The organism is Pontibacter coccineus, assembly GCF_030546575.1.
Taxonomy (GTDB): domain Bacteria; phylum Bacteroidota; class Bacteroidia; order Cytophagales; family Hymenobacteraceae; genus Pontibacter; species Pontibacter coccineus.
In genome coordinates this window covers 164,287-178,162 of record NZ_JAUOTN010000003.1, presented here as the reverse complement: position 1 = coordinate 178,162, position 13,876 = coordinate 164,287, and the positions used below count along the sequence as shown (strand labels likewise).

14 protein-coding genes and 1 tRNA gene are annotated in these 13,876 nt (G+C 49.8%); 4 read left to right on the top strand and 11 right to left on the bottom strand.

Annotated features, from left to right (window positions below):
• Positions 1–33 precede the first annotated feature (33 nt).
• On the bottom strand, positions 34–372 hold the full coding sequence (locus tag Q4E40_RS08045) for a transposase (protein ID WP_303411280.1): 339 nt from the start codon (positions 370–372) through the stop codon (positions 34–36).
• A 223-nt stretch (positions 373–595) separates the two neighbouring features.
• Here Q4E40_RS08045 and Q4E40_RS08040 point away from each other — a divergent pair, with 223 nt between their 5' ends.
• From Q4E40_RS08040 to Q4E40_RS08030, 3 genes are read left to right on the top strand one after another with little or no spacing between them, the layout of a single operon-like run.
• Positions 596–1,108, top strand: coding sequence for a hypothetical protein (locus tag Q4E40_RS08040; RefSeq protein ID WP_303411279.1), 513 nt, complete (start codon positions 596–598; stop codon positions 1,106–1,108).
• A gap of 1 nt (position 1,109) precedes the next feature.
• Positions 1,110–1,859 (top strand): LVIVD repeat-containing protein, encoded by a 750-nt coding sequence (locus tag Q4E40_RS08035; RefSeq protein WP_303411278.1) that lies wholly within the window; start codon positions 1,110–1,112, stop codon positions 1,857–1,859.
• Between the two features lie 16 nt (positions 1,860–1,875).
• Positions 1,876–2,565 (top strand): hypothetical protein, encoded by a 690-nt coding sequence (locus tag Q4E40_RS08030; protein WP_303411277.1) that lies wholly within the window; start codon positions 1,876–1,878, stop codon positions 2,563–2,565.
• On the opposite strand, the gene Q4E40_RS08025 is transcribed toward Q4E40_RS08030, so the two are convergent.
• The 9 genes from Q4E40_RS08025 to mltG all read right to left on the bottom strand — a co-directional run bounded on the left by Q4E40_RS08025 (position 2,562) and on the right by mltG (position 11,918).
• Positions 2,562–2,684: a Fic/DOC family N-terminal domain-containing protein gene (locus tag Q4E40_RS08025; RefSeq protein ID WP_303411857.1), complete on the bottom strand. Its 123-nt coding sequence runs from the start codon at positions 2,682–2,684 to the stop codon at positions 2,562–2,564. The genes Q4E40_RS08030 and Q4E40_RS08025 overlap by 4 nt on opposite strands.
• A 500-nt stretch (positions 2,685–3,184) precedes the next feature.
• Positions 3,185–3,457: a site-specific integrase gene (locus Q4E40_RS08020; RefSeq protein WP_303411276.1), complete on the bottom strand. Its 273-nt coding sequence runs from the start codon at positions 3,455–3,457 to the stop codon at positions 3,185–3,187.
• A gap of 191 nt (positions 3,458–3,648) precedes the next feature.
• A complete protein-coding gene (locus Q4E40_RS08015) occupies positions 3,649–5,304 on the bottom strand; it encodes an ATP-binding protein (RefSeq protein ID WP_303411274.1) in 1,656 nt (551 codons plus the stop codon).
• A gap of 420 nt (positions 5,305–5,724) precedes the next feature.
• Positions 5,725–6,939, bottom strand: coding sequence for a site-specific integrase (locus tag Q4E40_RS08010; RefSeq protein WP_303411272.1), 1,215 nt, complete (start codon positions 6,937–6,939; stop codon positions 5,725–5,727).
• Positions 6,940–7,190: 251 nt separating this feature from the next.
• Positions 7,191–7,275: transfer RNA gene (locus Q4E40_RS08005), tRNA-Ser, on the bottom strand.
• A gap of 128 nt (positions 7,276–7,403) precedes the next feature.
• Positions 7,404–9,233, bottom strand: coding sequence for a DUF4153 domain-containing protein (locus Q4E40_RS08000; protein WP_303411271.1), 1,830 nt, complete (start codon positions 9,231–9,233; stop codon positions 7,404–7,406).
• A 130-nt stretch (positions 9,234–9,363) separates the two neighbouring features.
• Complete coding sequence (locus Q4E40_RS07995) at positions 9,364–10,338, bottom strand: YihY/virulence factor BrkB family protein (protein WP_303411270.1); 975 nt, start codon at positions 10,336–10,338, stop codon at positions 9,364–9,366.
• On the bottom strand, positions 10,335–10,748 hold the full coding sequence (locus Q4E40_RS07990) for an acyl-CoA thioesterase (protein ID WP_007653357.1): 414 nt from the start codon (positions 10,746–10,748) through the stop codon (positions 10,335–10,337). The genes Q4E40_RS07995 and Q4E40_RS07990 overlap by 4 nt, the downstream gene beginning before the upstream one ends.
• A gap of 99 nt (positions 10,749–10,847) precedes the next feature.
• On the bottom strand, positions 10,848–11,918 hold the full coding sequence (gene mltG, locus Q4E40_RS07985) for an endolytic transglycosylase MltG (protein ID WP_303411267.1): 1,071 nt from the start codon (positions 11,916–11,918) through the stop codon (positions 10,848–10,850).
• A 210-nt stretch (positions 11,919–12,128) separates the two neighbouring features.
• Here mltG and Q4E40_RS07980 point away from each other — a divergent pair, with 210 nt between their 5' ends.
• Positions 12,129–12,755 (top strand): L-threonylcarbamoyladenylate synthase, encoded by a 627-nt coding sequence (locus tag Q4E40_RS07980; RefSeq protein ID WP_303411265.1) that lies wholly within the window; start codon positions 12,129–12,131, stop codon positions 12,753–12,755.
• A 50-nt stretch (positions 12,756–12,805) separates the two neighbouring features.
• On the opposite strand, the gene Q4E40_RS07975 is transcribed toward Q4E40_RS07980, so the two are convergent.
• Positions 12,806–13,708, bottom strand: coding sequence for a lysophospholipid acyltransferase family protein (locus Q4E40_RS07975; RefSeq protein WP_303411263.1), 903 nt, complete (start codon positions 13,706–13,708; stop codon positions 12,806–12,808).
• Positions 13,709–13,876 lie beyond the last annotated feature (168 nt).

Sequence of the window (13,876 nt, the reverse complement as noted above, 5' to 3'; positions counted from 1 at the left end):
CAACTACTTGGAAGGGCGTTCTTTGCTCCACTCTCAGGATTGCTTGGTACCAGACTTTTTTAAGATGGTAGAGCCGAGCTCCTCCTCGGCTATCTTGATCACTTCCAAAAGCACCTCCTTTTCAAGCCTTGTCTTGCGCAGCTCGGCCTGGAGTTCCTTCACGTCAGTGGGAAGGGGGGCATCTCTTTGCAAATCCAGAGAGAGCTTGAAGCTCTTGAATTTTGGTGGACTCTTCATCTGGCCTTGGTGTTTGAGAGCCCAACGGCGGATCTGGTAAAAGTTGACGCCGTGTTTCTCCCCCAGTCTACGGTAACTCCGCCCGCCCAGGAGGTACTCGGCTACAATACGTTCTCTTAATTTTCTTTCCTGCATTTTTGTCGACTTTGTGTCAACCTATTCAAGACAAGACAAATATCGGATCCCTTGAACTGGTAGACAATACCACTGAATTCCCATAGAATATCCTTTCCTGCCTTGGCATGTAGAGGCGCGTGAGCATTATTAAATTATTATTAAATAAAGAACATAATGAAGTATAATAAGTAATTAATATATTTAATGGTTAGTCTTCCCCAGTTATAATCCTTTCACTAATATGAGAAAACAAGCAAAAAACTTTCTGCTGCTGCTCCTGATGCCATTGCTCTGTTCCTGCCCGGGCAGCGTAGATCCTATGCCTGAATCAGCTTACGCTCCCATTCTGATGAGCCGGCAGCAGCTCGAGTCCTCCATTCTAAAGAAGGAGCCACGGACGATCTCGAACCCTGGTAAAATTTACCGCTACGGCAGCTATATACTTATAAACGAGCAGTACAAAGGCGTGCACATCATCAACAACCAAAATCCGAAGGCGCCTGTGAATATGGCCTTTATTCAGGTGCCGGGCTGCGTGGATATGGCCGTGAAAGATGACATGCTGTATGTGGATAATGCCGTAGACCTTGTTGCCATAAAATTAAGCGGGATGGAGACTATTCAGGTTGCCAAGCGTGTGCGCGATGCGCTGCCAAGCCTGTTGCCACCAGATAACCTGGAAGTATACTATAACAGGGCAGGCGCTCCAGAAGACGCCATTATTGTAGGTTGGGAACTTAAAAAGCCGGAATAACATGAAAAGACTTCTACATATCGCTTCTTCCGTTCTGGTTTGCATGGCAGCCATTTCCTGCACCAGCGATAACGCTGCCTCGCCCTCGGCGAATGGCGCACACGGCCAGGGTGGTTCTATGGCCAGGTTTGCCATCAGCGGAAATCATTTGTATACGGTAGATCACTCAAGCCTGAATATTTTCGATATTAGCACACCCGAAGACCCACAGCAGGGGCAGTCGCTCCCGATAGGGTTTGGCATCGAAACGATCTTTCCTTTTGAGGATATGCTTTTCATTGGCACCCAAACAGGCATGCACATTTTTAGCGTCAAAAACCCGGCGTTTCCCCAGCATATCTCGCAGTATCAGCACGTGGTGAGCTGCGACCCCGTGGTGACAGACGGGCGCTACGCCTACGTTACCCTTAGCACCGGCACTGCCTGCAGGTTGGCCATAAATGAGCTGCAGGTGATTGATCTGCAAAACATAAACGATCCGACACTCCTGAAGCAGTACAGCATGACGAACCCGAAAGGTTTAGGTATAGCCAACACCAGGCTATTTGTATGCGACGAAGGGCTGAAAGTATACAATGCTACCGATGTAATGAACCTGGAGCTGGAGCAACACTTCCGGATAAACGCTTTTGATGTGATACCGGATAACGGCAGACTGCTGGTTATAGGCAGTGATGGCCTTTACCAGTACCAGTATGAGGATGAGAAACTGGTGTTGCTGAGCACTATTTCAATCAAGCCGGCTATCTAGCCCAAAACAATCTCTTATGATGCTAAAAAGGGTTGCTGTTGTCGTTAAACTTCTTTTTTTCTCTTCTCTGCTACAGGGCAACGCACAGGCTTTAGAGGCTGCTTCTGATAAAACCATAAGTATAAAATTCAGTCCGCAGCATTTGCTCATTAACGGCTTGCACCTGTACCTGGAGCGCATTCCGGAGCAAGGGAGCAGGCATGGCTTTGTTTTCTCACCACGGGCTTATAATGGTAAAGCGAAAACCGTGGATCTTTTTGCGGGGCGTAATTGGGAAGACAGCGAGGATGACCGTGTGTTAGGTTATGGTGCAGAGGTGCAGCACAAAATCTACATAAATAACTACACCAGCCCAGATAAAAGCAGGGTGTACTTGGCCTATGGCGTTAATTACCACCATTTTAATTTAGAGTTCAAAAGAGAGGGCTGGGTTAAAGAAATGGACCCGGAGGGTTTGGAGGTATACAAATACCGCCTCCGGCCTTTTAACGAGAAGATCAACCGCATAGGAGGGGTGGCTTTGTTTGGCCTGCAGGTTCCTGCATTGGATGGCCACCTCCTGTTCGATTTTTACTCCGGGGCAGGCATCAAAAACAGCTCTATCCAAACTGATTATTCCCATGAGCGCTACAACAGAAATGCTATGGACTATGGCTATTCCGGCTTGCATTTGCTGCTCGGGATAATGATCGGGGCGGCTTTCTAAACTTTTTCGTGAAGCTTGTCATGCGTTGTGATGATATTCTCAACCTCCGAGCTGGCCTTCGCTTCCTTCAGCACAATGGCGTTGATGAGGATGCCCTGGTTAGGGAGTGTCCGTGCCAGTTACTTGAGCTCGGCCAAAGCAACGGCCGCCTTGCTCTCTTGCTTTAGGACAGCGACAGACTCAATTTGATCCTGTGGCGGAGGGAGGGGTGGTAAACTGTTATAGGGTTTGCCGGTCTCTAATTTCATATGCCTGATACAATATGAGACAAAAGCAGAATTTTTGGTACATGAATCATAGTATATATACCACAATGGTACACGTTCTTCACTTCATGTCCCAACTTAGTACACGAGCAGTGTACAGTCTGAAGGCAAGTGCCGCGAGGCCTGCATTACAAGGAGCATATCCTTTACTATTTCTTTATCATCACCAACATCTGATTAAAATAACACCCTTTTCCACTCGATCAGACACACCGTATCAACGGTGAAGGAAAGTGCCGCTAAGTTTTACCTTTACAGTAAATTTAGTGCCTGCTCTCCGTCTGGACAAGCCCCTACCCTTGCCCAGAGGCTGAGGAGGTGCATCTCCAATGAACTAACAAAGTGACCTTATTTCACGCTTTCCTCTTGAGCCTGTCCCGGAGCTGCTGCATGTCATTGCTAACCTTCTGGTCCAAGATTTTAGCGTAGTGCTGGGTGGTCTTCAGGTTGCGGTGCCCCAGCATCCGGCTGACCGTCTCGATCGATATCCTGTTGGAGAGGGTGACGATGGTAACGAAGGCGTGGAAGGTGAGCGTCTTGCAGATGCCGCACTCGTCGGTTCCTTGAGGTAGGCGTTCATCTTCTGGTTGCTTAACACCCGCAGTACCCGGTCCTGGTTCAGACACTGCGGGTTTTCGTTATATCTTTCTAGAATGGTCAAACACAATTTGTTTAGGGGATTATAAGCAATTTCATGCGAAACAAACTCAAAGTGCATCTATTCAGTCGCATACTTCCTCTTTGGGGGTTAACAGTATTTTATCCAAGATCATTTATGGATCACTTATAGATCACTTATAGATCATTTATGGATCATTTATTCATTATTTCTTTGATTATGATCTATAAAGTACCTAGTACCTTTCAACACACCTTCTGTGTATAGAATTTTGGAATCAACAAGTTCAGCCAACTTCCTTTTTACTTTATTTCTATTTATTTCCGGCCCTATGCGCTCATTTATATCTCCGATGGAACTCCCAGGATATGTTTCCAAATCCATCAAGATAAGTTCCTGAAGCCTGTGCGGCTCAATCTTTTTAAGGTCTGTTTTGCCTTTGAAATCTATTTGTCTAAGCAACTCAGGGTTGACATGATATTCAGTTCCTTTTGTTTTGCCCTTACTATGGATTATCTCGTGCTTCAAGAGCTTCCCCAACCAATAAGCTAACCCATCACTATTTCTCACATTAAGCTTCTTGCTCAGCTCTATAGCTGTCATAGTACCGTGTTGTGCAATCAAACCCAGTGTAATTATCTCCTTTTGATTAAGGCCATAGTCATCATTGGCTCGCGACATAAGCTTAGCCACCTCAGTACTGATGATATTCTTCATAACCGTTACTACTACTCGATCATCCCATTCCTCTACTATTGGCTCGGGCTTACCATGAAGTAGTAACACTTCGTATACCTTGTCATAACCGCTACCTTCCTTCTCCATTAGCATCAAGTCATAGAACACTTTGGCCAGGTGCGTATTGCGGTGAATAGATTTGCTAATGATGTTGGAGGGGGTAACACCTAAAGGAAGCAGCCCAGGTGAATGAATTTCTAGGCGGTCGTGGTAAAGATTAATGAAAATATCACCACGCATAGTATAAACCCGGTGTACTAAAGCATTTGCTATCAGCTCTCTGATCACTACCTGATTATAGTTGGGAATAGTCCTCCGGAATATTCCATCGGCAATCTCTATTGATTCTCCCCAATCAGGTATACCTGTAATTATTTCATTAAGAAGTTCCTTCGGGTTAAGCGTGTAATCGTCCCAAACTCGCTTGTTCACTTTAACACCGTTTTCATCATATTTAATGAACTGCACAGCAGGCGAATAGTGCATTAAGGCTCTGTCTTTGCGCTGGCCTATCCAAAGCACACCTAAATTTGTCAGGTAATCACCGCTAGTGAAGAAGTAGTACTCTAACATCTCATCCTGAGACATTTCCTTAACGAAGCCGCTTACACGCTCTGAATTCCGCACATCACTTAAAAAATTACCTAGCTTAGCACCATCAGCTTGGCTTATGTGTACTTTTCTTGCCACCTTTTCCTCCCATACAAACGCTTGCTTTTCAGCAGCCACACGAATCATTTCATCAGGCATCAAAGGTTTACACTCATCGGCTATACGCATATAGTATTTACCATCGGACGTGGAGGCAATAGTCTGAGTACTTCTGTATATTTTAACCTCGATAAACTCTCCACCATTAGGTGCAGTCTGTATGGTCGCACTAATACCTACATTTATGGTTCGCTGGGGAATTACCTGGTTGATTTTCTCTACAATAGATTTTTTGATCCTTTGATCAGCAGGAGGCATATCGGAGTCGTCTTCGACTCCGATATATATCGTCCCACCTTTGCCATTGGCAAAACAAACACAATCCTTCGCCAGCTCAGCCCAATCTGTAGTATTACCCTGTACCAACCTCAGCGATTTTTTATCGAATTCACTATCTTCTAACATAACGATTTAGTCTCTTTTACTTTTACCCATACTGGTGGGCTGATGACGGTAGACACTCCCCTTACCATGGCATCGGGTTACTGCGGAAATACGTAGCGCACCCCAAAGACAGGGAATTCGAGTAATGCTTGGCGCATCACTTTCTGCTTTGGCTTGTCAAAGCCCTGCCACGTAGAACTTGTGGATGGATTCTAACACCTCCGACGCACTGATGCCAAACTCATGGGTCAAATCCTTCATCATCCAGGGCGCATCACCTCTCACCGTGATGGCAAGCAGTATGACTATGTCTTACGGCCGCATGCCACCGTGTTTTCTCATGATATTTAATTCTCAATTCGCGAATTGCAAATCAAGAGCCAAAGCTGAAAGTAAGAATTTTATAGTCGGGCTGGTTGCTAAAACGGCACCTTCTGTCAACTATAGCTTTAGTTTCTCCCGGAGCCGTTGCATATCGTCGCTCACCTTCTGGTCCAGGATCTTGGCGTAGTGCTGGGTGGTCTTCAGGTTGCGGTGCCCCAGCATCCGGCTCACCGTCTCGATGGGCACGCCGTTGCTCAGGGTGACGGTGGTAGCGAAGGTGTGGCGGGCAATGTGGAAGGTGAGCGTCTTGCGGATGCCGCACACGTCGGCGATCTCCTTGAGGTAGGCGTTCATCTTCTGGTTGCTCAGCACCGGCAGTACCTTGTCCTGGTAGAGGCACTGCGGATGGTCCTGATATTTTTCCAGAATCTCCAGGGCCACCGGCAGGAGCGGGATGCGGGAGGGCGTCTCGGTCTTCTGGCGCCTGGTGAAGACCCACCTTTGCCCGTCCATCCCCTCCCCGATCTCCGAGCGCCTGAGCTGCTGCACGTCCACGTAGGCAAGGCCGGTGTAGCAGCTGAAGAGGAACACGTCCCGCACCTGGCCCAGCCGGTCGGTGGCGAACTCCTTTTCGGCCATCCGCTGCAGCTCAGCCTGGGTGAGGCACTCGCGCACCACCTCCCGCTTGCTCATCTTGTAACCCAGGAAGGGGTCGCGCTCCAGCCAGCCGTTCTTCAGGCACAGGTGAATGACCTTCTTGAAGTTGGCCAGGTACTTCATGGTGGTGTTGTGGGCGCAGCCCCGCACGGTCTTGAACCAGAACTCGTAGTCGGTGATGAAGCCGTAGGAGAGCTTCCTGACGTCGATGTCCTCCGCCCCGTGCTTCCAGCGGATAAAGTCCCGCGTGTGCTGCAGGGAGGTGGCGTAGCGCTCCAGGGTGCCCGCGGCGTAGTCCTTGCCCACCAGCTGGGCCATCTGCCCGTTGTGCATGCGGAATACCTCCAGCAGCAGCACGGGCTTCTCCTCCACTCCCATCCACTTCTCCTTGAACGCCTCCACGGTGACGGGCCTGCTCTCCTCCAGCAGCTCCCGGTGATGGCCGTATGCCTTAGTCCTGAGGGTGTCTAGGTAGGCATTCACGCTCCGGGCCTCGGCCGAGCTGCCCTTCACTTTGCCCGCCTCCACAGACCAGCGCTCGGGCGAGACGTAGCGGTGGGTGCTCAGCTCCAGGCGTCTGCCCTGCAGCGTGACGCGCAGGTAGATCGGCAAAAGGTTGTCTTTGGTGGTCTTGGCTTTCCTGCCGTAGAACAGGATACTGATCTTGGTGTCCATACAACTCCTCCTTTTATGCTTGAATTTAACAATCAAAAGAAGGCTTCACAAGATGTAAAATATCTGCACATCTTATTTACAGCCAGTTAGTTATACATCAATTCGGGTACCCAGAAAAGGATCGGCTTCGGGTACCCGAATTGGCTGCCTCAGAAAGGAGAGAAATCGTAAAATTCAGGTAGGACTAAAAACGAAAAAGCCCTTAAATCGCTGATTTAAGGGCTTTTTAAGCTAATTGATAAGCTATTTCGCAGAGAGTGAGGGATTCGAACCCCCGGACCTGTTACAGTCAACGGTTTTCAAGACCGCCGCGTTCGACCACTCCGCCAACTCTCTGTAATTGAATCGAGAACAAAAGTATAGTGCCGCACTGAATTTTCAAAGCTATACGCAAATAATTTTCGCCGGTTTGTGCGCCGAAGGTATAAGCAACTGATTCTGAAGCGCATTTTTTTTTGGCTCTCCTAGCGAATCTTTACAAATATGAGCAGCTTTACTTCGTGTGTTGTAAATTCCTTTCTCCTTTGGGAACCATTAATGTCCTGCACTACGACCTGCAGTTTTAGCTCTCTTCCCCGCAGCGTAGAGGTTAATTCAGATTTGGCCCGAATATTTCCTTCTCTTTCCTGAAGCTTCTCCAGCATGCCGGTCAGGTCAAGATCCAGCGTTTCCTCCTCCGACCGGAAAGTAAGTGTGTTATCATCAAAAGAAACAATGAGAGGGAATTCACCGAGCTCTAGATCGTGGCGACTCATACTTTGACTTAGCAGTAATTGAGCCGCAAAGTCGTAACCAGCCAGTGCATAAACTTCACTTTTAGCTTCGGATTCATAGCCATTCAGCACAAACCTGAAGTTCCGGGTCACCGGCGTTCTTGGAGCATCCGTGTCCTCAACTCCCATCTGTTCCAGCAATTTATCACGAACAACCGATTTTCTGGCCCACTCGCTTCCGGCATCAGCAGTTGCCTTTTCAAACTCACGCTTCAAGTCGGTTTTAAACCAGCCCTGCAAACGATCAAACCCATGGTTCTTGTACAGGTAGTTAACAATGGAGCTTATCTCCGCTCTGGCTTCTGGAGATACCGGTTTGTCAGCAGGCACAACCTTACCCTCCTGCATGACCCCGTGCTCCTGCAGCAGACTGCGCAGGCGGCTAACTTGGCTCCACTCCGACACCACAAACATATTTACCGGGCCAAATGCGGCTAGTAGTGCAATCAGGCTGAGTGTGACAGGTATAAACTTGATATTTTTGGATTTGCTGAAAAGGAAATACAACACCGTCACCAATAGCCAGATGGCCAGTGCCAGCACAACATACCGCTCCTCCGTGATGCCATACTCCGAGATCCTGCGCCAGATCGCCAGCGCCAGCAGGATGGTAAGCGGAAAGAGTGCCCGGTAAAACCACCTAGAGAAAGTCTGCATCCAGGCATTGCCTGCTTTATTCCGGATCGGGTGGATCAGCAACAGCGACAGGATACCGGCAATAGAGAAACTAAGCACCAATACCGATACCCACCCATAAGGCCACTCCCACTGCACTACGATCTTTCCCAGGTAAGCATAGAGAATGAGCAGGTATAGCGTAACAAGCGGTAACAGCACGAATTGCGTGAACACCTTTAGCCCTTTGGGATAATCGGTTGTACGCTCCAGCCCCCGGGTGTTGAGTGGCACGCCGGCCAGGAAAAACCAGGTATTGAAAACGCCAACTAGAACTACCCATAGTTCGAAGTAGATCTTGTCGTTGACTTTGATGGAAAAGAGCAGATTTAGCCCCACGATGGCAATGACCAGGCCAATGTAGAGCACCCCTGTGTATAGAGCCGATGTGAGTACCCGCAGGAACAGCGCCTTGTTAAATTGCCAGAAGGCATTTTCCTCCCGGCGGTTCAGGAACATGGCATAGGAAGCTACAAGGTGCAACGCCAACACAAGCGCCAGATGCCGTAGTACCTGCTTTGCTTCCAACTCTTCGGGCAAAATGAAGTAGTACAGCACCAGAAACAGCGTCCCCCCCAACCAGGTAAGAAACCGGCCCTGCAGCGAAAGCCTGTACCTCCTTACCAGAAGCTCTAAAGTGAAGAACAGGATGATGCCAGCAGAGTTGACAAAGACGAGCTTTCCCAGAAATTCTCTCTTTTCATCTGATCCGTACTCGAGTTCAATGAGGTATAACACGGCGACTGTGCCCGTAACGGCTGAGAGCAGCACCATCGGAAACCGCAGGAAGGTATGCTGCGCACGTACCCAGAGCTGTCGCAGCGACACATTATTTAATAAAGGCATGCTTGTTTATTGCTTAACCGGACTCTCTGCCTGCTATCCAAAGCAAGGCACCATACGAAGTTAAGTATTAAACACGGAAGAATATAGAAAAGGCTATATTAATAAGCATCGCTAAAGGGACGGCTATACCTTAGGCCGCCGCCGAAGAAGCTTTGGCAGCACTCTGTGCCGTCTTACGGGTGAGGCGCTTGGTCACGGTGTCGATGCTCACATTGATCTCGAAGCCCAGGATCAGGATCATCGACACAAAGTCCAGCCAGATCATAAGACCGATGAGGGCCCCGATGGAGCCGTAGAACTTGTTGTAGGTGTCGAAGGCGCTGATGTAGAGCGAAAAGATCATCGACACCAGGAAGATCAGGATGGTCGCCACCACTGCACCAGCCGAGATGAAAGGCCACTTGTCCTGGATAGCGGGCACGTAGTAGTAGATCAGCGACGTGGCCAGCAGGAAAAGCAGGATAATGGCCACGTACTTCAGCATCACGATCAAGGTATAGGTATAGCTCTCAGTCACGATCTCGTAGAAAACCAGTACATCGAGTATCCACTGCCCAAAGAAGATCGCCGCCACGGCCAGAAACAGGATAGAGGAAAGCGCAATGGTCAGTACTGTGGCAATCACCCGCTTTTTAAGGTATGGGCGTTTGTAAAAGGTATGGTACTTTTTATCGAAGGCGTCCATGAGAGACATAATGCCGTTGGTGGATAGGATCAGGGCGAACAAAAAACCGAAGGACAACAGTCCCCCGCGTGGTTTATTCACAATGTCGTCGATGGTGCCATAGGCCACGGTATACATCTCCTCAGGCAGGAAATCAGCCAGGAAGTTGAGGATGCTCTCCCCCAGGTCCAGCGATAGGATGCTGGGCATGTAGGGTATAAGCGTGAAGAGGAAGATGATGGTCGGGAAGATGGCCAGTGTAAAGTTGAAGGCCATGTAAGAGGCGCGCTTGGTAATGGAGTCCAGTCTGAGTTCGCCCAGCAGCACGTCGGCCACCTCGTATACCGAAGACTGGCCGTTGTTGAAACGCCACCTCTTCAGGAAAACAATGAATTTGCGATACGCCCTGCGGCGCTTCAGGTATTGCTGGTTCAGCCTCATTCGCTATAGTATCCGTCCAACTTCTGGTGTATGAGCGCAGGTATAGCCGTCGGGCGCCCTGACTTCATGTCCACAAACACCATGGTGGTTTCGCCCACGTTCAGCAGCGTCTGCTCCTCGTTATACACCTCGTACTCAAACTTTATACGCGAGCCGTGCGGCTTGTGCTTTAGAAAGAGCTTGATCGTCAGCAGATCATCGTACTTGGCCGGCCGGATATACTTGCACTTGAGCTCCAGCACCGGCATCATCGTACCGGTCGCTTCCATCTCCTTGTAGTGTATACCCAGTCTTCTGAACACCTCGGTACGGGCCACCTCGTAGTAAGCCGCATAGTTGCCATAATAGACGTAGCCCATCTGGTCGGTCTCGGCGTAGCGCACGCGTATCTGTACTTCTGATTCGAACATTATGTAAATGGTTGGATGGTTAAATTGTTAAATGGTTTATATTCTCACAGTGAATATCTCCTGCAGACCAACCATTTAACAATGCAGCAATTAAACAATTTACTTCAAAATATTCCGCTCTGTCAGTGCTCGCTGGTAGCGGCGGGCGTTGGCAATGTGCTCGGCGTGCGTAACGGCAAAGCTGTGGTAACCGGAGAAGTCTTCCTTAGCGCAGAAGTAGATGTACTTGTGCGCCTCCGGATTGAGTACCGCGTCGATGCTGGAGATATCCGGCACGTTGATCGGGCCCGGAGGCAGGCCAGCATAGCGGTACGTGTTGTAAGGCGAGTCGTGCTGCAAGTGCACGTTGAGCACCCTTCGAATCGTGAAGTCGCGCACAGCGTAGACCACGGTTGGGTCGGCCTCCAGCTTCATCCCTTTCTGCAGACGGTTCAGGTATACGCCGGCCACACGCGGCTTCTCATCGTTCTTGATCGTCTCAGCCTGCACGATGGAGGCTAGCGTGGATACCTCCTTCGGAGAAAGCCCCATTTTTTCGGCTTTTGCTTTACGCTCGGCAGTCCAGAAGCGGTCGTATTCGGTCTTCATGCGCTGCATGAGTTCCGGTGCCGTGATAGTCCAATATACCTCGTAGGTATTAGGTATAAACATGCTTACCACCGTGGTCGTGTCGAAACCGAGCGTCTGCAAGTATTCCTGGTCGTTGAGCAGGCTGTCGATCTCCTCAGTAGAAGGCTCTACGGCTGCGGCCAGTTTTTCGGCCAGTTGGCTGCGGAGCCGGATGTTGTTGAACGTAAGCTTGAGCGGTGCCTGCTCGCCCAGGCGCAGTATGCCGATGAGTTGGCGGTTGCCCCAGCCGTTCTCGATCTTATACCTGCCTGGCTTTACCAGTTCGTCGTAGTCCATGAGCTTGGCCATGAAACGCAGCGACAGGCGATCGATGATGGTGCCGGTGGCCTCCACTGAGTCGAGGGCCTGCTCGTAGCTGGCGCCGGTCGGGATATAGACATAGGTGTCCTGCCCTTTGGTGTCCACGTTGGCCGTGTACACGATCTGGTAGGCATAATAGGAAAAGCTCACAAACAGGAACAGCACCAGCACGACAATGCCGGGTAGCAACATACTTTTCTCTTTCTTGACGCGTCTGCGTGGGGTGACTTCGTTAGCCATAATGTAAGTAATAAGCCCGGAAAAGGGTATCTGGTTCCGAACCTGTATAGTTTAGGCTACAAAAATAACACTAATCTTTCTTATCTGACTAATTTTGAAACTTCATCTGTTAGAAGCCGCCCATTCACTCGTCTGCAGGGCTATACCTGCAACGCAGCGGGCTTTTAATCAGTATGTCCTACCTAATGTTCAACTTTACACGATAAAACTATGCCCAACGCCGTTTTCATCCAGATACATCCGGACAATCCACAGCCCAAAAAGATACAGGAAGCAGTCGAGATCCTGCGCAACGGCGGTGTGATCATCTACCCGACCGATACCATCTACGGCCTCGGCTGCGACATCCACAACACCAGGGCGGTAGAGCGCGTCTGCCAGATCAAAGGCGTGAAGCCGGACAAGGTGAACCTTTCCTTCATTTGCTCCGACCTCACGCACATCTCCGATTATGCCAAGATCGACACGCCGACTTATAAGGTGATGAAAAAGGCACTGCCCGGCCCCTTCACTTTCGTTCTCGATGCCAGCAGCCGCGTGCCGCGCTACGCGGGCAGCAAAAAGAAAACGGTAGGTATACGCGTGCCCGACAACAAAATAGCTTTGGCGCTCGTGCAGGAGCTCGGTAACCCGATCCTTTCCACTTCCATCCGCGACGAAGACGAAGTGCTGGAGTACAGCACCGATCCGGAACTGATCTATGAGAAGTACCGCAACCTGGTAGATGCCGTTATCGATGGTGGTCCCGGCAACAACATCGCCTCTACTGTCATAGACGTCGCCAATAATTTTGAAGTGCTTCGCGAAGGCGCGGGAGATATTGAGGAATACCTGTAGAGTTAGGAAGTTTGGAAGTTAAGAAGGGAGAAAGTTGACCTTCTACTTTTTTAACTCACGACCTGCGGCCGCTTGTGTTTCCAGCGCTTATGGGTCCAGAGGTAATTGGCGGGGTTACGGCGGATAGAGGCCTCGAGCTTGCGGGCGAAGGCTTCGGTAACCGGGAAAGTGCCTTCTTCGGGTTTGCTGCTGCCGTCGGACAGTACCTCAAACGTAAGGCGATAGTGACCACGCTTGATGCGATCCACATCCAGGAAAAGCACGGGGCAGCCAAAGGCATGCGCCAGCTTCTCGGCCCCGACAAAGAAAGGTGTATCCTGATGGAGGAAGGTTGTCCAGAACTGTATCTCGCCGTAAGGAGGCGTCTGGTCTGAGAGCATGGCCACCACGCGCGGGGTCTTCTTGTTTCGCACAAAGTCGCGCATGGTGTCTTTCATCTCGATCAAACGGGCACCGAGACGGCTGCGCAGGTAAAACATGTACTCTTCGAAGAACTGATTTTTGATCCGCTTGTATATACCCTCTGCAGGAAAGTCGTATTGTACAGCACCTGCCGGCAGCACCCACTCCCAGTTGCCGGAGTGCGAGCCCATGGTAATGACCGTTTTTCCCTGCTGTACAAATTGATCGAGCACTTCCTGGTTGGAAAACACGATGCGACTGCGCAACTCGGGTGCATCCATCGAGGCCAGTTTCAGGATCTCCACGATCAGGTCCGGAAATTGCCGGTAGAAGGCCCTGGCTATACCTTTTATCTCCTGTTCTGGCTTTTCAGGGAAGGAATTTCGCAGGTTTTGCAGCACGACCTTTTTGCGGTAGCCGATCACGTAATACACGAGCACAAACAAAAAGTCGGCGAGCAGGTATAGCACAGGCAGCGGCAGCAAAGACAGGCCTTTGAGCAGCCACCACAGCGGGTAATAAAGCGCAGATATGTTCGGGGATTTCTTCACAGGTATAAGTCGACTGCAAAGGTACAACCTATACCTGCATTATGAAATTAAAGAAATCGTGCTTATTTCGCGAATCACTTTTAACGTATCACGACACACGTACCAAGTAGCACGACCCCTTCAAAGAGCACTTGATAATGGACTATGGACTTTTAAGAAAAGAGCTAT